This is a genomic window from Peribacillus sp. FSL E2-0159, assembly GCF_038643155.1.
GTDB classification, from domain to species: domain Bacteria; phylum Bacillota; class Bacilli; order Bacillales; family DSM-1321; genus Peribacillus; species Peribacillus simplex.
The window spans coordinates 5,450,271-5,470,843 of sequence record NZ_CP152053.1; the positions used below are offsets into that span (position 1 = coordinate 5,450,271).

Below are 20,573 nucleotides of genomic sequence, written 5' to 3' on the forward strand. Positions count from 1 at the left end.
AAGATCATGGCAGCTCCTATTACGGAAATCCATAATCCCATTACTGAGGAAGAAATAAAGCTACAAAAACTAGAAGAACTGAAAACACTCATCACCAATAATGAAGATGTCTTAAACAATATGTTTAAAATCGTCAATGAACTGAATGACTCGGGAGTATTCGAAGCCGCAACCTCCATGCTTCAAGGAAAAGAACAAATTGCGAAAATCGCTCTTCAACAAGTCACTAGGCAGCCCGTAACAAACCTGATCAATACCCTTATGGGCGCAACAGGAGCCTTGATGAATGCTGATGCCGCTCAATCCACGAAACTGCTTAACAGTGCACTTGCAGGAATCGATGAAGGAAACAAATTCCTTCAGGCCGATAAAAAGATCGGCGTTTTGGATTTAATGAAAACATTGAATGATCCAGACATAAACCGGGCGATCGGTTTTGGCGTCCACTTCCTAAAGGGAATGGGCAAGGAACTAAAAGAATAGAATCAAAACAAAGACTTAAGAGAAGATCATGCTTCTTTTGAGTCTTTTTTCTATCAAGTAGGACGAACTTGTCTAAAAAGAGAAGACCTTCTTATTTTATTAATACCTACAACTACCATACTAGACATGTTTTTTTGATAAAAATAGGTATTAAATCCTAATATTTTATATTTTTTTAAATAAAAGTAAATTTATATGGATATATTTCACACTAACGTTAGGGTGGAGTTGTTACTAATTAACCAAATTTTGAGGAGGAATTCTTTTGAAAACAAATATTTTTTCTAAGATTCTATTAGTTTTAATGTCTGGTATTTTAATACTTAGTGGGATTGGAATCGGAACTGCTTCAGCGTCTACTTCTACTTCTACTTCTACTTCTACATCAGTGAGTGAAAATGAGAACGTACAAGAACCTACTACTTCTATAGGAATCCAGCCAGCGGCTGGTTCGACAAAGGTAGTAAAAGTAGCAATTAAAGAAGCTCTTAATAACAAAGCGAAAATAGTTAAAACTGCCAGAGTATGGATTGGTAATGATGCTGCAAAAGTAAAACGAACAACTGCTGAAAGTGTAGCGTATTAGATAAGATTAGCATTGGAGTGGATGATTTAATGAATCAAGAAGAAAAAATTAAGGAACTAGAATACGAATTGTTTTTATTGAAGCATGCATTTTTTAAATTACATGATAGTATAGCCCCGAATTTAAAGTCTAGGTATTATGAGTTATTATCACATGGCTTTACAGAGCAAGAGGTTAGTGAGTTAGATAGATTTTTCATGTGGGTTTACGGCACAAAAAATTATCCCACAAAGAAAGAAATGAGAAAAAAATGGCGGATATAAAAAATATGAAAATGGAAGAATTACATATTGCCTCAGTAAAAAAAATCTTATTAGCTTATCAAGCTGATGGAGTTTTTCCAGTAATAGATATTATTTTGGAGGATTTCCAAAATATTGATGTAAATATAGAGAATTAATATAAGGTGAGGGTCAGATCACTCATCAAAATAAAGATTGTACACCCTCCCCTTATTCGCACCACTGCTTGTCAGATTCAATGATTGCAAGATCCTCGTTGCACTGGATGAAGAAGAAATGTTTAAAAAGTCCCTCAACTGCCGATTCGTTATGGTCGAGCCTAATAGATAAAAATAATCTCGTAAAGCTGAGATATGTGCTTTTTTACTGGTTAATTGGCATTGATGACAAATCCATGTACCATGGCTTCTAAATAACTGATTCCCCTCGCAATTCTCACATATCACTCCTTTTATTAGGTCCTCTTCGATAAGATTGTATCGTTCCAGTATGGAAAAGTCCGCATCGATGTGGTGTTTATTCATTACACGAATTGCTTTCTTCAAATCTTTTTCACTAAAACTGGAGTCTGTTATGGAATCTTCCATTTGCTTAATTTTAGATGGAAGTGCGTTGCGATGGATAACTTTATAGTGGAGTTTATGGTTATCAGGAGCTGTACGGATGATTGTTTGGGGATTACTGATGACGATTAAAGAGTGGATTGGAAGTGAGGGAAAACCATTTTTCAAGAACCAATTGGTTAACTGTGATTCTTGGCGGCTGACTTGTATGATGGGATCTGGAAATGCCGTCTCTTTTCCTTCTATCGTTCGAATGAGCTGATTGAAATGCGGATCAAAATAGATTGCCCCTGCAATGTTCTTCACTTCAATGATAAGCGCATATTTTTTGGAGACTAATAAGGTATCCAATTGAAAAAATCTTATTTGATCCTGCAGCCTTAAATCGTGGAAGATGAAATAGCTTTTCGGTTCAAGAAAGCTTAATGGAAAATCAATGGAACATTCTCCTCTATAGCCCGCTTCCCTTTTTTTGAGATCGTTCATGATTAAGGGGAGTTTAGGGTGATTCGGAGGAAGCCTGCTCGCTAATGCACGTAATTTGCGGATGGCAAGAGGAACTTTTCGCTTTTTTACAATCAATTTCATCGCTCCAATCTTAGTTTCTCCCAAATGATTCTACAGCAGAAGGGAATATTCCTTTAAATGATAGCGATTGTACAATTTATCTGCGAAATCGGGATTATATCTTCGAAAATGGATATATATCTGCGAAAGCTCCTGATTTATCTGCGAATTATACGATTTATCGATTTTTCGACAAAAATAACTTAAAAAACAAATAAAAAACCACCAATATATGTATTGGTGGAGACGGTGGGAGTCGAACCCACGTCCAGACATAACGGCACTTAAGCTTCTACGAGTGTAGTCGATATATTCGCATTTCGCGAACTCATTAGCCTATCGACAGGCGGCAGAGCAGCTAGTCTGATTGGTCTCTTCCTTCATCCTCAGACGGTGGATTCCGGCGTATCCCACTTAGAGTGAGTCCCTTACCCTACCACGTGGGCCATGGAGGGAGGAACAGCTATCGACTGTTATTAAGCAGCGAAAGCTAGGTTGTTGTTTTGTTTGCCAGTTATAGGCGTTGACGTTTTAACGAGGCCGATCCCCTCGACTCGCAACTTAAGCTCGAACTATCCCTGTCGAATCCGTAACGTCCCCATGATAGAAATGGAGCGTACGAGAGAAGAATAGTCAGCAAGTTGGCTGATATTCAATTGTCATCGGTACAGGATTAATTATAACAGATTGGTTCAAAAAATCAATTGTAAGGTCTTGGCAGTTTTACATCTTCTGACGATCACGGAAAGCACGTTCAATATCACGCTTCGCTTCCTTCTTCTTCAGGTCATCACGCTTGTCATATTGTTTCTTCCCTTTACCCAGTCCGATTAAAACTTTGGCAAAGCCATTCTTTAAATACATTTTCAACGGGACGATAGTGTAACCTGTTTCCTTTGTTTCACCGATCAGTTTACTGATTTCTTTTTTATGCAAAAGAAGCTTCCGTGTCCGCAACGGGTCATGGTTAAACTGGTTTCCTTGCTCATACGGGCTGACATGCATATTATGAAGATAAATTTCACCATTTTCTATTTTAGCAAAGGCATCCTTCAAATTCACTCGGGCCGCACGGATTGCTTTGATTTCGGTCCCTTTTAAAACGATTCCCGCTTCAAACGTTTGTTCAATAAAAAAATCATGATAAGCTTTTTTATTTTGTGCTAGTTGTTTACCTGAGCCTTTTGGCATCTAACTCTCCCCTTTTTAACATCCAATCGCGGCGAGAGAATGAAATGATCATCCCCCGCCTCAATCTTTATCTCTTTTTTGGTTTTCTCTTGCGCTTGGCTGCTGGCGCATTTTCAAAGAATTTTTTCTTCTTTTTAGGTTTTCTCTCAGAAGAAGGCTTATCTCCATTACGGCCGCCGCCTTTTCCTTCGTTACGTCCTCCATTGCCGCCTCGGCCGCGTTTACGTTCACCTGAATTGGCTTTGAATATTTTCTTCTCGCCAGATGGACGCGGACGGCTTACCTTCATGCCGATAATTTCAAAATCAATGGCGCGTTCCTCTTTATTGACGTTGGAAACACGTACGTCGATTTCATCGCCAATCCGGAACACATTACCTGTCCGTTCCCCGATCATTGCAAGCTGACGCTCATCGAAGCGATAATAATCATCCGTCATGAAGCTGACATGGACAAGCCCTTCAATCGTGTTCGGCAATTCTACAAACATCCCGAAATTCGTAACCGAACCAATGATCCCGGTATATTCTTCGCCGATTTTATCAAGCATATATTCCGCTTTCTTCAGATCATCCGTTTCCCGTTCAGCATCTACTGAGCGACGTTCACGTTTCGATGTATGATCGGCAATCTCAGGTAAAATGGCATTCCATTTCTCCTTCGTAGCTTCATCGAGTTTACCTTCCACCAAGTAGGTCCTGATCAACCTGTGTACGATTAAATCCGGGTATCGGCGAATCGGCGATGTGAAATGTGTATAAAATTCAGCTGATAATCCAAAGTGGCCTAAGCTCTCAGGATCATATTTCGCTTGTTGCATGGAACGAAGCATAACGGTTGATATGACCGTTTCTTCCGGTTTGCCGGCAACCGCCTCAATGATTTCCTGTAACGCCTTAGGATGAACGTCATTGGCCGATCCACGTACAATATAACCGAAATTCGTAATGAATTCGAAGAAACGCTGTAGTTTTTCCGGCTTGGGATCTTCATGAATACGGTAAATGAACGGAACCTTAAGACGGTGGAAGTGCTCAGCAACGGTTTCATTGGCCGCAAGCATGAACTCTTCAATCAGCTTTTCCGCAACAGACCTTTCACGTAAAACCACATCAGTCGGATGGCCCTCTTCATCAACGATAACTCTCGCTTCATTGAAATCAAAGTCGATCGCACCGCGGTTCATCCGGTTCTTGCGAAGGATGGCTGCTAACTTCTCCATGTCCTGGAACATCGGCACCAACGCTTCATAGCGTTCGAGCTGTTCTTCATCCTTATCCACAAGGATTTTGTTCACATTGCCATATGTCATACGTTCTGTCGTCTTAATGACACTTTCAAAAATCTCATGGTTGACGACTTGACCATCCGGCGTGATTTCCATTTCACATGATAGTGTAAAACGGTCGACTTGTGGATTCAAGGAACAAATGCCATTCGATAAACGATGCGGGATCATTGGAATGACCCTGTCCACCAAATAAACGCTCGTCCCTCTTTCCAAAGCTTCCTTATCGATTGGCGATCCTTCCGTCACATAATGGCTGACATCAGCAATATGAACACCCAGCTTGTAATTGCCATTTTCAAGTTTAGAAACAGTGACCGCATCATCCAGGTCCTTTGCATCAGCTCCATCAATCGTGACCAAAACGTCATTGCGCAAATCCCTGCGATTGCCAATTTCACTTTCTTGAATAGTATCCGAAACGGCATTGGCTTGCTCCATGACGTCATCCGGGAACTCCATCGGCAAACCATATTTATGGATCACTGAAAGAATATCTACACCCGGATCATTTTTATGCCCAAGAATCTCAATGACTTCACCTTCAGCACTTACGCGTCCTTCAGGATAAGAAGTAAGCTTGACGACAACCTTATGGCCCTCTACCGCTCCATGTGAAGCATGCTGTGGAATGAAAATATCGTTTGCGATCTTTTTATCATCAGGAATGACGAAACCAAAACTTTTACTTTCGGAGTATGTACCTACCACTTGTGTAATTCCGCGTTCAAGTATTCTGATGACCGTGCCTTCTTGCCTTGAGCCGGATGTTTCCGAAGATACTCGTACCATGACGACATCCCCATGCATCGCTGTGCCCGTTTCATTTGGCGGAATGAAAATATCGTCCATTCCTGGGTTATCTTCAGGTGTCACAAAGGCGAATCCCTTTGCATGTCCCGTTAATTTACCGCGGAACAAATTCATTTTTTGCGGCAGGCCGTAACGATTGCTCCTCGTTCTGACCACCAACCCCTTTTCTTCCATCTTTACTAAAGCCTTAACAAAATTCTTGAAATCCGCCGAGTCTTCGATTTTCAAAGCCTCTTCCAGTTCTTGTACCGTTAGCGGCTTATACGCTTCATCGGTCATGTACGTCAGAAGCTTATTAATATGTTCTTGAATGTTATCTTCCATGAAAACCCTCCTATTCAGGGTATGATAAATTTGTTATTCGGACCAATCCAGACTTTCTAAAAATTCCAATACATCTTCATGCAACTGGTTTTTTTCTTTATCAAGAGTTATGACATGACCGGATTCTTCATACCACTTGATTTTTTTGACCGGTGATTCAATGGCGTCAATAATAATATCGGCACTTTTTGGATTGATAACATCATCATGCCGACCCTGCACGACAAATGTCGGCGCGTAAATAAGGTCGACGTGCTCTCGTACATCCGTTATCAATTCCTGAAGGGCTTTCAATGTATTCATGGGTTTATCGGCAAGGAGGTCCATTTCAAGCTCTATTTGCTCTTGAGTTTTCCCTTCATACTTCTTAAATTCTCTGGCGTACTCCAATACTCCTTTAAACATCATTTCTTCACTTTTGATATACATAGGCGCACACATTGATACGATACCCTTTATAGGTACAGTGTAACCTAATTTAAGAGAAAATACGCCTCCTAATGAGAGTCCGGCAACAGCAATTTCTTCATGGCCTTTGCTTTTCAGAAAATCGTAGGCCATCATGACATCTTTCCACCAATCTTCCGGGCCCGTTTTCACCAGCTCCTCTGGCGGAACGCCATGTCCTTTATAGTGCGGGGCATGGCAGGTGTATCCCTGTTTCTCCAAATAACGGCCAAGCATCCGTACATCCGCCGAATTCCCCGTAAATCCATGTAAAAGTAAGACAGCTCTTTTTCCGCCTTCAAAAGTAAAGGGCTGCTGCAGCTTGATTTTCATGACTTTATGCTCCTTTATCAGTAAATAGAATTAAAAAAATTCCTATCCTATAATTAAGTACTAAAATCACTATATCTATTCATGCAACTATTGTGCAAAGAAAAAAGCCTAGCTATTTAGCTAGACTCATTTTTGATCCATTACACATCAAAGAATGCAACAAGTAAAGTTAAAGCAAAGAATAAAATCGCCAATACTATCGTTGCGCGATGTAAAACCAGGTCCAAACCGCGTGCCTTTTGCTTTCCGAATAGCTGCTCAGCACCGCCGGCAATCGCACCTGATAAACCTGCACTCTTACCTGATTGAAGCAATACCGTCACGATGAGGGCGATACTGACAATCACTAAAAGCGTTATGAGAAATGCATGCATGCAATTACACCTCCTGAAGAACCAATAAACAATTACTTTAACTTTACCACACCCACTAAATATCCACAATCTTTGTTATGCTATGATGGTAGGAATTCCTAAATATCCATAGTCATTTATTTCTTTTTGGAACAAAGTTTGAGATAATTTGCATAAATTGAGAAAGAGGTGTCAACATGTTTAAGTCCATACTTCGGATTCTTGATCTCCTGACCATCCTATTCTCGGCGGTTGCCGGCTATTCTTTATGGACAGGCGGAAGCAATCTTATCAGTGTCCTATTAATCATCCTATCACCGCTTTTATTGCTGTTGGCAAAGTATCACGGAAATCGATACTTATTATTTGCTGCATATATCACGACAACCGTTTATTTTACTGCTATTATTTATAATGGACTTTCCAATAGCGGTATCGACTTTTTCCAATCCAGCTTCCATGTCCTCCTGATCGGGGCAGCAGCCGCCTTGCTGAGCATCATAGCAGCGGTCATTGGTTTTGGGACCAATACTCTTACGATTCTTTGGTTATCGCTGCACGCCCTTGTCACATTCGAGACATTCAGGATGTCGTCAGGTTTCCTTTCGAACTTTTGGTCTGATCCCGTCGTGGAAACCGCAATCCGCAATGATTATCCTTTTTTGTTGATGGTCGTCTGGATTGGCTTATTTCTTGATAAATATCAAAGTGAGTTAACAAGGGATTACTTATCACGATAATTTTTAAAACTACTTTTATTGGAAATCTTATATTAAAAGCAAGGGGCCTTTCATATGTTAAAACCTATATTTGCAGCAACTGCTCTATCATCTTTCATTCTATTGTCCGGATGCTCATTCGACCAATCAAACGAGGATAAAAAAGAGCCAAAAGAAGAACAGCCGAGCTCCCAGGATACGGAGACAGAAACTGGTGAGAATAATGATTCAAAAGAAACGGCCCAACGCCAGGTGGAAGTTGATGAAACGGCTGAACCCGCACAGGCTGGCCTTCAGACGTTAGCCAACCCGGAAAGCATACCTGTACTCGTCAATAAACAATACAGCCTGCCGGAAGATTACAAACCTGATGACCTTGTCTATCCAAAAGTGGATTTCATCTTTCAAGATAAAATTGAAAAAAGAATGATGCGAAAAGAGGCGGGAGAAGCGCTTGAAGAGATGTTCCAAGCTGCCGAAAACGAAAACATGCACTTTGCCGGAGTTTCCGCTTACCGTTCACATCAAACGCAAATTGCTGTCTTTAACAACTATGTGGCTAAAGACGGGGAAGAAAAAGCGAGAACCTACAGTGCAATGCCTGGGACAAGCGAGCATGAAACGGGTCTAGCGATTGACGTCACGACCCATGATGGTGCATGTGCAGCCCAAGATTGCTTCGGTGACACGAATGAAGCGGCCTGGCTTGCTGAACACGCCCATGAATACGGATTTATCATCCGCTACCCGGAAGGCAAGGAAAACATCACAGGCTATAAATACGAACCATGGCACATCCGCTATGTCGGTGTCGATGCCGCAACTGAAATCTTTGGAGCGAAGATTACATTAGAAGAATACTATAATGCCGTACCAGTGGAAGCTGTGTCGAATAAATAACAAAAAGGTGCCCGGATGCGGCACCTTTTTGTTATGAAACGGTATTAATCAAACGTTTGATTAATACTATTTACCAACCCTGAACCAAGCTCAGATTAGTGACTGGACGAATTCTCGCTAACTTTATAAGCATAAAAAAACCTCCTATTCAATGTGGATTGCCACATTGAATAGGAGGGGAAAAGAAATTACTGTGCTGAATCCATCTTCTCGTCAGAAGCGTAATCCAAAATAATTACTTCTTCAAGTTATAGAAAGATTTCAAGCCGCCATATACAGCCAAGTCACCAAGCTGGTCTTCGATGCGAAGAAGTTGGTTGTATTTAGCGATACGGTCTGTACGGGACATTGAACCCGTTTTGATTTGTCCTGCGTTTGTTGCAACGGCGATATCAGCGATCGTTGCATCTTCCGTTTCACCGGAACGGTGGGAAACGACTGCAGTGTAGCCTGCGCGTTTAGCCATTTCGATTGCATCAAACGTTTCAGTCAGTGTACCAATTTGGTTCACTTTGATCAGGATGGAGTTACCGATGCCTTTTTCGATGCCTTCAGCCAATTTTTTCGTGTTCGTTACGAAAAGATCGTCACCAACAAGTTGAACTTTAGAACCGATGCGTTCCGTTAAAAGTTTGTGGCCATCCCAGTCATTTTCATCCAGGCCGTCTTCGATGGAGAGAATAGGGAATTCATTCACTAGCTCTTCATAGAAAGCAACCATTTCTTCGGATGTAACACCATTGCGGCCTTCGCCTGCAAGATCATATTTGCCTGTTTCTTTGTTATAGAATTCGGATGAAGCTACGTCCATGCCAAGGTAGATATCTTCGCCTGCTTTGTAGCCAGCTTTTTCAATTGCCTCGATAATGACTTGCAGTGCTTCACGGTTTGAACCAAGGTTTGGCGCAAAACCGCCTTCATCGCCGACTGCCGTGTTCAAGCCTTTGGCAGAAAGGACAGATTTCAATGCATGGAATACTTCAGCACCCATACGAACTGCTTCTTTGAAGCTAGGAGCACCTACAGGAAGAATCATGAATTCCTGGAAGTCAACATTGTTATCGGCATGTGATCCGCCGTTAATGATGTTCATCATTGGAGTTGGAAGTTGTTTCGCATTGAACCCTCCAAGATAACGATACAATGGTAAACCTGAAAATTCCGCAGCAGCATGGGCAGCAGCCATTGATACTCCAAGGATTGCATTAGCTCCCAAGTTGCCTTTGTTTTCAGTGCCATCCAATTCAATCATAGTAAGGTCAAGCCCTGCTTGGTTCGTTACATCCAAACCGATGACAGCTTCAGCAATGATATCATTTACATTATCGACTGCTTTTTGTACCCCTTTACCCAGGTAGCGAGATTTATCTCCGTCACGAAGCTCAACAGCTTCGTGTTCTCCTGTTGAAGCACCTGATGGTACGATTGCACGTCCGAAGTATCCGGACTCTGTTTGGATTTCTACTTCTATTGTTGGATTACCACGGGAATCTAGCACTTCGCGTGCATATACATGTTCGATGTACGGCATTATAAATCTCTCCTTTTCCTATTCACAATTTTATTTAGATAATAGGGATTTCCCTGTCATTTCAACAGGTTTTTCGACTCCAAGCAAATCAAGCATCGTTGGAGCTAAATCGCCTAGAATACCACCTGTTCTTAATGTTACCTGATTTTTAGTGATAATGACAGGAACGGGATTCGTAGTATGGGCTGTCATGGGATTGCCTTCAAGCGTTACGACTTCATCAGCGTTCCCATGGTCAGCGGTAATGATTGCTGTACCGCCTTTTGAGACGATTAAATCGACAATCCTGCCTAAGCATTCATCCACTGTTTCAATCGCTTTAATGGTAGGCTCAAGCATCCCTGAATGACCAACCATGTCCGGGTTGGCAAAATTCAAGAGAATGGCATCAAAACGGTCAGCCTCAATTTGTTCCACCAATGCATCCGTTACTTCATAAGCACTCATTTCCGGTTGTAAATCATATGTAGCGACTTTCGGAGAATTAATTAAAATCCTCTCTTCACCAGGAAACTTCTCTTCACGTCCGCCGCTCATGAAAAACGTCACATGAGGATATTTTTCAGTTTCAGCGATACGAAGCTGGGTAAGCTGGTTTTGGGAAAGTACTTCCCCTAATGTATTATCAAGATTTGTCGGATTAAATGCAACATATCCGTCAACTGTTTCTGAAAAATGTGTCAAACAGACAAAATGGAGATGCTTCGGATGTCCAGGGCCGCGGTCAAATGAGCGAAAATCCTCATTCGTGAACGTATTGGAAATCTGGATCGCACGGTCTGGACGGAAGTTATAAAAGATTACGGCATCATCATCTTTAATCGTTGCCACCGGTTTACCGTCTTCCGCCGTTATAACTGAAGGTATCACGAACTCGTCAAAAATACCATGTTCGTACGAATCCTCGACACATTCCATCGCAGAAGAGTAAGCAGGGCCATCACCATACACCATCGAACGATAGGATTTCTCCACACGTTCCCAGCGCTTATCACGGTCCATCGAATAATACCTTCCGGATATGGTCGCAAACTGACCAACACCGATTTCCTTCATTTTCGCTTCGGCTTCCTTAATATACCCCTGCGCCGTTTTCGGTCCAACATCTCGGCCATCTAAAAACGCATGTACATATACATTTTTAACTCCTTCTTTAGCGGCCAATTTCAGCAGGGCATACATATGATCAATATGACTGTGCACGCCGCCATCTGAAAGAAGACCGAAAAGATGAAGGTCCGTGCCTTTTTTCTTGGTATGGCTCATGGCATCGATCAAGGTTTGGTTTTGTGCAAACTCGCCTTCACGGATAGCCAGGTTCACACGGGTCAGACTTTGATAAACGATCCGCCCTGCCCCGATATTCAAATGCCCCACTTCTGAGTTCCCCATTTGACCGGCAGGCAAACCGACCGCTTCCCCGCTTGCAGTTAAATGGGAATGAGGATACTGTTCCCAATAACGGTCAAAGTTCGGTTTTTTCGCATGAAAAACAGCATTTCCTTTTTCTTCGTTACGGCAGCCAAAACCGTCTAAGATGATAAGTGCCACAGGCGACTTACTCATAGTGACCAGCCTCCAGCAATTGTAAAAATGAATCGGTTTTCAAGCTTGCACCGCCAACCAACGCACCATCTATATCAGGTTGTGCCATGTACTCTTTAATATTCTCAGGTTTTACACTGCCACCGTACTGAATGCGGATGGCTGCAGCTGCTTCATTTGAAAATTTGTCGGCAACAACTGAGCGGATATGCGAACAAACTTCATTCGCATCTTGAGCAGATGACGATTTCCCTGTTCCAATCGCCCAAATCGGCTCATAAGCAATAACGGCTTGTTTCAATTGATCGTCAGATAATCCTGCCAGGCCTTTTTCAATCTGGCTGCCTACGAAATCATTCGTTTCGCCAGCTTCCCTTTGCTCAAGTGTTTCACCGCAGCAAACGATCGGGGTCAACCCGTGGGCAAAAGCGGCATGAGCTTTTTTATTAACGGCTTCATCCGTTTCGTTGAACATTTCCCGGCGTTCAGAATGACCAAGTATGACGTAGGATACACCAAGATCAGCCAATGAGATTGGGCTGATTTCTCCTGTGAAAGCACCACTTTCTTCAAAGTGCATGTTCTGCGCCCCGATTTTCACATCGGTTCCTTTTGCTGCTTGAACCAGCTGATCCAAAAATAAAGCTGGAGCACATACAACCGTATCAATTACATCTTGCTTCGGAATCAAATTGCTCACTTCTTCTAAAAAGGCAGTCGCTTCAGATAGTGTTTTATTCATTTTCCAGTTTCCTGCAATAATCGGTTTACGCATTTGGTTTCTCATCCCTTCTAAAGTTGAAATATGTAACGGATTGATCTTATTTATCGTTCAAGGCCACAACGCCAGGCAACTCTTTGCCTTCCATGAACTCAAGAGATGCACCGCCGCCAGTTGAAATATGGGACATCTTTTCAGCCAGGCCAAACTTTTCTGCAGCTGCGGCTGAATCCCCTCCGCCTACAATGCTGTACGTATCTTTTGCTTCCGCCAAGGCTCTAGCAACCGTTCTCGTTCCATTCGCAAATTTATCGAACTCGAATACTCCCATTGGTCCATTCCAAATCACTAGCTTAGAACTTTTGATTACATCCGCAAATAAATCACTTGTTTTTGGACCGATATCAAGAGCCATTTTATCATGTGGAATAGCATCGATATCGACATTCTCTGCCTCTGCATCAGGTGAAAATTCAGCCGTTACGACTGCATCAATAGGCAAATGGAGTTTTACGCCTTTTTCTTTTGCACTTTCGATGAAAGATTTGGCCAATTCTATTTTGTCTTCTTCCAATAAAGAATTACCGATTTCATGACCTTGCGCTTTAATGAATGTATAACCCAGACCACCACCAATGATCAAGTGATCGACTTTTTCTAAAAGGTTTTCGATAACGCCTATCTTATCCTTTACTTTTGCTCCGCCAATTATAGCTGTAAAAGGACGTTCTGGGTTGAATAGAGCTTTTCCTAGTACAGAAAGTTCTTTTTCCATCAGCAATCCGGCAACAGCTGGGAGATGGTGTGCTATTCCTTCAGTTGAAGCATGTGCACGATGCGCAGCTCCGAATGCATCGTTAACATAAACATCAGCCAGTGCAGCAAATGACTTCGCCAATTCTTGATCGTTCTTCTCTTCTCCTGGATAGAAACGAACGTTTTCCAACAACAAGATCTCGCCATTTTGCATGTTATCAATGATTGATTGAACGCCCTCACCGTAAGCTTCTTCTGCCTTTTGCACATCTTTGCCACTAAGCTCGCTTAGTCGTTCCGCAACAGGTGCTAAACGTAATTCTTCAACTACTTGTCCTTTAGGACGGCCAAGGTGGCTGGCTAAGATGACTTTAGCGCCTTGTTCTGTCAGATAGGAAATCGTCGGCAGTGCAGCTTTGATTCTCGTATCATCCGAAATCTTTCCGTCCTGCATCGGCACGTTGAAATCAACACGGCAAAATACGCGTTTCCCCTTTAATTCAATATCTCTAATCGACTTTTTATTCATAATCCAAGAACCCCCTTAGATATTGTTATCATATTTTTGATTCTTTTAGTCAAAAAGGGAGAGGGTAAATTTCCCAACTCCCCTTTTCTCTTTTTCATTATAGTCGGTTTCCAAGAAATTATCCAAAAACAAGAAATGTAAACGCTTGACTGATTAATGACTTACTAATAATATCATCTTCTGCCAAGTTTTTTTAGAGGTGTGATAAAAAAAACCTCACCTTGGTGAGGTTTTTTTTATTATTATAATTACAATCCTTTTTTAGCCAAATAGTCGATTAAATCAACAACACGGCTAGAATATCCTGTTTCATTATCATACCAAGATAATACTTTAACCATGTTTCCTTCCATTACCATTGTGGAAAGAGCATCAATTGTAGATGATGATGGGTTACCGTTATAGTCAGTTGATACTAGCGGAAGTTCGCTGTACTCAAGAATTCCTTTTAATTCGCCTTCAGAAGCCTTTTTGAATGCTGCATTAACTTCTTCAACTGTTGTGTCTTTTTCAAGCTCTGCAACAAGGTCAACTACAGACACGTTTGGAGTAGGTACGCGCATTGCCATACCATTCAATTTCCCTTTAAGTTCAGGAAGAACAAGTGCAACAGCTTTTGCTGCCCCAGTTGTTGTAGGTATGATATTCTCGGCAGCTGCACGTGCACGGCGGTAATCTTTATGAGGCAAATCAAGGATTTGCTGATCATTTGTATATGAGTGAACAGTAGTCATCATACCGCGTTTGATTCCGAATTGTTCATGAAGCACTTTAGCAAATGGAGCCAAGCAGTTCGTTGTACAAGAAGCATTAGAGATTACATGGTGGTTTGCTGCATCATATTTGTCTTCGTTTACACCCATGACAATTGTGATATCTTCATCAGATGCAGGAGCAGAGATGATTACTTTTTTCGCGCCAGCTTCTAAATGCTTAGCTGCATCTGCACGTTTTGTGAAACGTCCTGTAGATTCTACAACTACTTCTACTCCTAGTTCACCCCATGCTAATTGTGCAGGATCACGTTCAGCCAATACTTTGACTTTATGACCATCAACAACAAGGTAATCTCCATCTACTGATACTTTTTCATTAAGAGATCCATGAATTGTATCGTATTGAAGAAGGTGCGCTAACATATTAGCATCAGTTAAGTCGTTAATAGCAACAATCTCTACCCCAGGATTACTCAATGCTGCACGAAATACATTACGTCCAATACGTCCAAAACCATTAATACCAACTTTTACTGCCATGAAAAATTCCTCCTTTTAAGTTCGCAAATATATTAAGGGGTGTAATTCCCCTGAATTAACTCTTGTGCAGCCGCTTCATCCGTGATCAACACTGTTGATGAAGGTGCGCCTTTCATGTAGGAACGGATAGCCTTTGCTTTAGTTTTACCACCTGCCACAGTTATCACTCGCTTTTCAGGGCTAAGATCATCTAACTGGATGCCGACTGTCAAAACTTTATGAACAACTTTGCCGTTTTCATCGTAATAATAACCGAATGCCTCTCCTACAGCATTTCCATCTAACAGCTTCTTTAACATTTCTGGCGAAGAATTTCTTCTCTCTGCCATCGCCATGGCATCACCGATTCCATGAATGATCATATCAGCAGATTTGATTTGGGAAATCACTTCTTTAATTGCAGGTTCCTTCTGAAATGAAGCATAAACCTCACCGCTTAATTGATCGGGTACATATAACACTCTGTATGAGGCTTGTGCCTTCTGTGCCATTTTTTCGACAATCGTATTGGCCTGATTCTGCACTGCTTCACCAATTCCCCCGCGGGCCGGGACAAATGTCAATTTCTTCGACGCTTCATCAGGTGACAGCGAATCAGCCACTTCGGCCATTGTCGATCCGCCAGTAACCGCAATGATATTCTTTGAGTTCCATTCTCGTTTCATACGGTTTGCACAAGCTTTACCCAATTCTTTTTTCACCCATGGGGTCTCATCACAATTTCCTGAGACAATAATGACTTCATCCACTTGTAACAAATCCTGCAATTGCCGTTCCATTATGTCTATACCCATTACTTCACGCATTATTCCTTCTAACTTATCCAGGATTTCAATCCCTTCATCAGTCAGCGTCATGCCAGAGCTGAATATGTTAACCAGGTTCTGACTTTTCAGAAAATCAACCTCGCCTCTAAGCGTCCGCTCTGTCAAATTAAGGCTCACGGACAGACTGCGCCTTCCAACCGGCTGCATCATTTTGATATAACGCAGGATATCATATCTTTTTTGCATAACCATAAGGAAATCTGGTAATAATTTTCTTTGTACCTCGAGTAATGTACGCATATTTAAAACTCCTAAAAAGTTAAGTTGGACATTTAACGTCCCACGTAGTCATTTTCTGTCCCACTTAAAACAAAAAAATATTCCTGCTACATATTTTATTCTAGCAGGAACGGAATGTTTCTTCAAATGATTTGAAAAATTATTTTTCCAAAAGCCTATTTAGAGCTGATTTATCAACGTTTCCGAATTGAACGATATCATCTTTCCATTCTACTACAGGAATCATCAGCCCGAATTTCTCAAGCAAATCATCATCGGTATGGATATCGATTTCCTTATAGCCTATGCCTGACTCCTCTTTCACTTCTTCTAATACCTGCTTGGCTTTATCACATAACGGGCATTTATCCCTACTATATAAAACAAACGCATTTGATTCCAAACCACTCATCCTTTTCAATCATATCTTTTTCGTTTCGATGAAGAAGGGATCCCTAATTGTTCCCGGTATTTCGCAACGGTACGGCGGGCCAGGATAATTCCATGCTCCTCTTTCAACCGTTCTGCCAGGTCTTGATCCGAAAGCGGCTTTTGTTTATTTTCCCCATTGATGGCTGCCTGTAGGCTCTTTTTTGCTTGCATGCCAGACATATCCTCATCAAGGCCGACTGACTGTAAAGAAGTAGTGAAAAACACCCGCATCTCTATCGTGCCAAATGGTGTCTGCACGTATTTACCTTTAACCGCCCGGCTTACTGTGGACTCATGTATACCAAGTTCGTCAGCGACTTCTTTCATCGTCATCGGCTTCAAATAGTTCAGGCCATGATGAAAGCACGCCGGCTGTTTATCGACGATGCACTGAATGACCCTCAATATAGTTTCTTTCCTCTGTTGAATCCCTCTGGAGATCCATTGGTATTCCTGCCACTTATCCTGGATAAACCGTTGAACACCCTGATCCTTATGGCTCTTCATTCGGTTTAAATACCCTTTATCCACATTAAGATTGGGAGTGTTACCATCATAATTCCCGACTAGAAGCATACCATCCCGAACTTCCACGACCACATCCGGCACTATATAAGAAGGTTTTTCCTGAAAAAAGAGTGAAGCCGGACGCGGGTTCAATGTCTGGACATAATCAAATACTTCTTGAATCTCCTTCATTGTAACGCCGATTTTCTTACTTAAGTCTTTCCAGCGCTTTTCAGCAAAACCGAGGAAATGGTTTTCTATGATCGATTCTGCCAGCAGATTCACCCCTTCTGCTTTCACCTGAAGCAAAAGGCACTCTTGAAGATTTCTCGCTCCAATTCCATGAGGCTCGAGTTGCTGTAAAATTGAGAGGCTTTCCTCCAAAACGTCCGAAGATATGCCTGGGATACATATATCATCCAGCTGCGTTCTCAAGTAACCGTTTTCATCAAGGTTATGAATTAATAGCAGCATTGCCTTCTGCTGCTCACCGGAAAGCAGCTGGTGATTCACCTGGGACATGATATGCTGTTCAAGCGATATTGTATCTTCACTGATCTGTTCAATCCAATAGTTGGCATCATACGTATTCTTAAGGGTCCGTTTACCCTTTTTCCGGTCAAAGGTTGGCTGAAATAAAGCAGATGTTGGCTGATCTATGGACAGTAATGGATTCTCCACCATTTTATTTTCTAAAAAAGCCGATAGCTCCTGCGAGGAGTATTGCAGCAATGTAATAGCTTGCATAAGCTCCTGTGTCATTGCCATCTTTAATGTTTGCTGTTGAAAAAGTCCCGCTTTCATATTCATACTCATCGATTCATCCCTCCCCCACTCCATTTTACATTATCAGGAGAAAATTCTACACAAAAACCCATGAAAACGCTTACGTTTTTTTCTGAATAGTTTATTTGTTTTTAAATACTATATGTTAGAAATGCAAATTTAACAACTACTTTTATTGAAAAATCACCTTTTTTTAATAGTGTGGGCGAATATTTTCAAGACAGGACTGACATTCCAGAATTCGATGAAATATTACAGAAACCGAGTAAATTCACCAAAAATCTTAGGAACACTCTTAAAATTGACCAATAAAAAATCCCCCGCTTTATTAAGCAGAAGATTGGTAATGCCCTCGGCAGGAATCGAACCTGCATTTCAAGCTTCGGAGGCTTGCGTTCTATCCGTTGCACTACGAGGGCGTAATAGAAAATATTTTTTCAACAGACTTCATTATATGATAGAATCCCCTCCTTTGCAAGGGTTATCAGGTTTAAAACTTCTTCTTTTGGGTATTATGGGTAATGTGGAAATTCATCCCTGCGCGGCATAATATATAAAGTAATCTATCAGGAAGGAGCCATAGCCAGAAAATTGTCGAACAAATTATCCATTATAGGGTTTGTTTTGTTTGACCTAAATTGACCAAAAAGTGTATCATACATACATAAAGAATTTAAATGATTCTCTTAATCGAAGGAGGAAATGAACATGAATTTAATTCCTACAGTTATCGAACAAACAAGTCGTGGGGAGCGTGCCTACGATATTTACTCCCGTTTATTAAAAGACCGGATCATTATGCTAGGAAGTGCAATTGACGATAATGTTTCCAACTCCATTGTTGCTCAATTACTATTTTTAGAAGCGGAAAATCCTGAAAAAGATATCACTCTATACATCAACAGCCCTGGTGGAAGCATCACTTCCGGTATGGCCATTTACGATACTATGCAATATATCAAACCTAATGTATCCACAGTATGCATCGGTATGGCCGCTTCCATGGGTGCTTTCCTATTGGCCGCTGGCGAAAAAGGCAAACGTTATGCGTTGCCAAACAGTGAAGTCATGATTCACCAACCACTTGGAGGAGCTCAAGGTCAAGCTACAGAAATTGAAATTGCTGCCCGCCGTATCCTTCACTTGAAAGATAAACTTAATCAAATTTTAGCAGAACGTACTGGTCAACCTATTGAAGTCCTTCAAAGAGATACGGAACGTGATAACTTCATGACTTCCGAAAGAGCTCTTGAATATGGCTTGATTGACAAAGTCATCACGCGCAGCATCCTTGATGATAAAAAAGACTCTAAATAATCATGCAACAAAAGGCTCCGGAGTTCGCATTAAGCGACCTCCGGAGCCTTTTTTACATCATAAAAGAAAAGGATGCACTTTTAGGCATCCTTTTCTTTTAACCCTCTTGCTGAACGAACTCTTCCAATGCCTCTAACGCTTCTTTTTCATCGCGTCCTTCGACGATTAACTTCACGGACACGCCAGAACTGATGGCAAGGCTCATTAATCCCATTATACTTTTTGCATTCACTTTCTTTCCTTCTTTTTCAAGAAAAACGTCTGAATGAAAGCGGTTAGCTTCTTGTACAAAAAGAGCTGCCGGCCGCGCTTGCAAACCCGTTTTCAATTTTACCTCAACTTGTTTTTCCACCATCTTGATCTCCCCTGTTAGCTTTATTTTTTCGCAGCAATAGCCTCTCCCCCACGGAGCCTGTCAGCTATTTCATCAATCTTTCGTAATCGGTGATTAATCCCGGACTTACTGATGGTTCCCCCGGATACCATTTCCCCAAGTTCCTTTAAGGTTATATCCTGAAACGCTATCCTAAGCTCCGCAATTTCCCGAAGCTTATCCGGTAAAATGCTCAGTCCCACCGTATCCTCGATATAATGGATATTTTCAACCTGGCGCAATGAGGCCCCGATCGTTTTGTTCAAATTGGCTGTTTCACAATTCACAAGCCGATTCACTGAATTACGCATATCACGGACAATCCGTACATCCTCGAACCTTAATAAAGCTGAATGGGCACCAACTATACTTAAAAACTCGGCAATCTTTTCGGCTTCTTTCAAATAAATGATGTACCCTTTCTTGCGTTCAAGCGTCTTGGCCTTCAAGCCAAACTTATTCATTAGCTCACAAAGGGCATCATTGTGCTCTTTATAAAGTGAGAAAATCTCAAGGTGATAGGAAGACGTTTCCGGATTATTTACCGACCCCCCCGCAAGAAATGCACCTCTTAGGTATGAACGCTTACAGCATTTCTTCCCTACAATGGTATCGGATATTTCATGGAGAATTTCAAAGCCATCTCCTAAAATTTCCAAATCGGTTAAAACCCGCTGCCCTCCGGATGACATCCTGACAATATACACATTATTCTTTTTAAGCTTCATCTTTTTACGGACCAACAGCTCGACCTGGACCTCATAACTTTTTTTCAGCAGCGTATAAATCCTTCTGGCAATCGCAGCATTCTCAGTTTGAATATCCACAACAAGCTTCCGATTAGAAAATGAAAGGGATCCGTTCATCCGGATAAGCGCACACAATTCCGCTTTACCGCAGCAATCCTTTCCCTCTAATGTAGTAAGCTCTTTTTTCGTTTCTGAAGCAAAAGACATCCATTTCAC

Annotated in this window: 22 protein-coding genes, 1 tRNA gene and 1 other RNA gene; 7 read left to right on the forward strand and 17 right to left on the reverse strand. The window is 41.6% G+C overall.

The genetic code is table 11. The features are described 5' to 3' along the window. Positions 1-6 precede the first annotated feature (6 nt). From NYE63_RS26715 to NYE63_RS26730, 4 genes are all read left to right on the forward strand, one after another. Positions 7-483, forward strand: coding sequence for a DUF1641 domain-containing protein (locus tag NYE63_RS26715; protein ID WP_342603435.1), 477 nt, complete (start codon positions 7-9; stop codon positions 481-483). 265 nt (positions 484-748) lie between these two features. Next, positions 749-1,069: a hypothetical protein gene (locus NYE63_RS26720; RefSeq protein WP_342603436.1), complete on the forward strand. Its 321-nt coding sequence runs from the start codon at positions 749-751 to the stop codon at positions 1,067-1,069. Positions 1,070-1,098: 29 nt separating this feature from the next. Then, positions 1,099-1,332, forward strand: a complete 234-nt coding sequence (locus NYE63_RS26725) for a hypothetical protein (RefSeq protein ID WP_342603437.1) — start codon at positions 1,099-1,101, stop codon at positions 1,330-1,332. Beyond that, entirely contained in the window at positions 1,320-1,469 is a 150-nt protein-coding gene (locus NYE63_RS26730) for a hypothetical protein (RefSeq protein ID WP_342603438.1), read from the forward strand. Before NYE63_RS26725 ends, NYE63_RS26730 begins: the two co-directional genes overlap by 13 nt. Positions 1,470-1,487: 18 nt before the next feature. Here NYE63_RS26730 and NYE63_RS26735 read toward each other — a convergent pair whose 3' ends face one another. The 6 genes from NYE63_RS26735 to secG form a co-directional block, all read right to left on the reverse strand. Continuing rightward, the gene (locus NYE63_RS26735; protein WP_342603439.1) at positions 1,488-2,462 is read right to left on the reverse strand and encodes a nuclease-related domain-containing protein; all 975 of its coding nucleotides are present in this window, start codon (positions 2,460-2,462) and stop codon (positions 1,488-1,490) included. A 217-nt stretch (positions 2,463-2,679) separates the two neighbouring features. Next, positions 2,680-3,041, reverse strand: a transfer-messenger RNA (tmRNA) gene (gene ssrA / locus NYE63_RS26740). 123 nt (positions 3,042-3,164) lie between these two features. After that, positions 3,165-3,632, reverse strand: a complete 468-nt coding sequence (smpB, locus tag NYE63_RS26745; protein ID WP_057912049.1) for an SsrA-binding protein SmpB — start codon at positions 3,630-3,632, stop codon at positions 3,165-3,167. Between the two features lie 67 nt (positions 3,633-3,699). Continuing rightward, entirely contained in the window at positions 3,700-6,057 is a 2,358-nt protein-coding gene (gene rnr / locus NYE63_RS26750) for a ribonuclease R (RefSeq protein ID WP_342603440.1), read from the reverse strand. Between the two features lie 33 nt (positions 6,058-6,090). After that, entirely contained in the window at positions 6,091-6,837 is a 747-nt protein-coding gene (locus tag NYE63_RS26755; protein ID WP_342603441.1) for a carboxylesterase, read from the reverse strand. A 140-nt stretch (positions 6,838-6,977) separates the two neighbouring features. After that, positions 6,978-7,211, reverse strand: a complete 234-nt coding sequence (gene secG, locus NYE63_RS26760) for a preprotein translocase subunit SecG (protein WP_063233970.1) — start codon at positions 7,209-7,211, stop codon at positions 6,978-6,980. Between the two features lie 176 nt (positions 7,212-7,387). Here secG and NYE63_RS26765 point away from each other — a divergent pair, with 176 nt between their 5' ends. Further along, positions 7,388-7,930 (forward strand): hypothetical protein, encoded by a 543-nt coding sequence (locus tag NYE63_RS26765; RefSeq protein ID WP_342603442.1) that lies wholly within the window; start codon positions 7,388-7,390, stop codon positions 7,928-7,930. A gap of 54 nt (positions 7,931-7,984) precedes the next feature. Then, on the forward strand, positions 7,985-8,809 hold the full coding sequence (locus tag NYE63_RS26770) for a M15 family metallopeptidase (protein ID WP_342603443.1): 825 nt from the start codon (positions 7,985-7,987) through the stop codon (positions 8,807-8,809). A 235-nt stretch (positions 8,810-9,044) separates the two neighbouring features. Here NYE63_RS26770 and eno read toward each other — a convergent pair whose 3' ends face one another. From eno to NYE63_RS26815, 9 genes are all read right to left on the reverse strand, one after another. Beyond that, positions 9,045-10,340: a phosphopyruvate hydratase gene (gene eno, locus NYE63_RS26775; RefSeq protein WP_063574712.1), complete on the reverse strand. Its 1,296-nt coding sequence runs from the start codon at positions 10,338-10,340 to the stop codon at positions 9,045-9,047. A 30-nt stretch (positions 10,341-10,370) separates the two neighbouring features. Then, complete coding sequence (gpmI, locus tag NYE63_RS26780) at positions 10,371-11,906, reverse strand: 2,3-bisphosphoglycerate-independent phosphoglycerate mutase (protein WP_342603444.1); 1,536 nt, start codon at positions 11,904-11,906, stop codon at positions 10,371-10,373. Next, positions 11,899-12,660: a triose-phosphate isomerase gene (gene tpiA / locus NYE63_RS26785; protein WP_342603445.1), complete on the reverse strand. Its 762-nt coding sequence runs from the start codon at positions 12,658-12,660 to the stop codon at positions 11,899-11,901. Before tpiA ends, gpmI begins: the two co-directional genes overlap by 8 nt. A 46-nt stretch (positions 12,661-12,706) precedes the next feature. Beyond that, on the reverse strand, positions 12,707-13,891 hold the full coding sequence (locus tag NYE63_RS26790) for a phosphoglycerate kinase (RefSeq protein WP_342603446.1): 1,185 nt from the start codon (positions 13,889-13,891) through the stop codon (positions 12,707-12,709). 248 nt (positions 13,892-14,139) lie between these two features. Then, the gene (gene gap, locus NYE63_RS26795) at positions 14,140-15,147 is read right to left on the reverse strand and encodes a type I glyceraldehyde-3-phosphate dehydrogenase (RefSeq protein ID WP_133351126.1); all 1,008 of its coding nucleotides are present in this window, start codon (positions 15,145-15,147) and stop codon (positions 14,140-14,142) included. Between the two features lie 32 nt (positions 15,148-15,179). After that, on the reverse strand, positions 15,180-16,214 hold the full coding sequence (locus NYE63_RS26800) for a sugar-binding domain-containing protein (RefSeq protein WP_063233961.1): 1,035 nt from the start codon (positions 16,212-16,214) through the stop codon (positions 15,180-15,182). 139 nt (positions 16,215-16,353) lie between these two features. Beyond that, the gene (locus tag NYE63_RS26805; protein ID WP_101223716.1) at positions 16,354-16,596 is read right to left on the reverse strand and encodes a glutaredoxin family protein; all 243 of its coding nucleotides are present in this window, start codon (positions 16,594-16,596) and stop codon (positions 16,354-16,356) included. 14 nt (positions 16,597-16,610) lie between these two features. Continuing rightward, positions 16,611-17,948 carry an RNA polymerase factor sigma-54 gene (gene rpoN, locus NYE63_RS26810; RefSeq protein ID WP_342603447.1) on the reverse strand — a complete coding sequence of 446 codons (1,338 nt, stop codon included), beginning with the start codon at positions 17,946-17,948 and terminating at the stop codon, positions 16,611-16,613. A gap of 317 nt (positions 17,949-18,265) precedes the next feature. Next, positions 18,266-18,337 (reverse strand) — tRNA-Arg (locus NYE63_RS26815). Positions 18,338-18,626: 289 nt separating this feature from the next. On the opposite strand from NYE63_RS26815, the gene clpP reads away from it, so the two are divergent. After that, on the forward strand, positions 18,627-19,235 hold the full coding sequence (gene clpP, locus NYE63_RS26820; protein ID WP_063233960.1) for an ATP-dependent Clp endopeptidase proteolytic subunit ClpP: 609 nt from the start codon (positions 18,627-18,629) through the stop codon (positions 19,233-19,235). A 97-nt stretch (positions 19,236-19,332) separates the two neighbouring features. Here the strand turns inward: clpP and NYE63_RS26825 are convergent, their stop codons facing one another. Then, complete coding sequence (locus tag NYE63_RS26825) at positions 19,333-19,590, reverse strand: HPr family phosphocarrier protein (protein ID WP_048688029.1); 258 nt, start codon at positions 19,588-19,590, stop codon at positions 19,333-19,335. A gap of 20 nt (positions 19,591-19,610) precedes the next feature. Then, on the reverse strand, positions 19,611-20,564 hold the full coding sequence (whiA, locus tag NYE63_RS26830) for a DNA-binding protein WhiA (protein WP_063574708.1): 954 nt from the start codon (positions 20,562-20,564) through the stop codon (positions 19,611-19,613). Positions 20,565-20,573 lie beyond the last annotated feature (9 nt).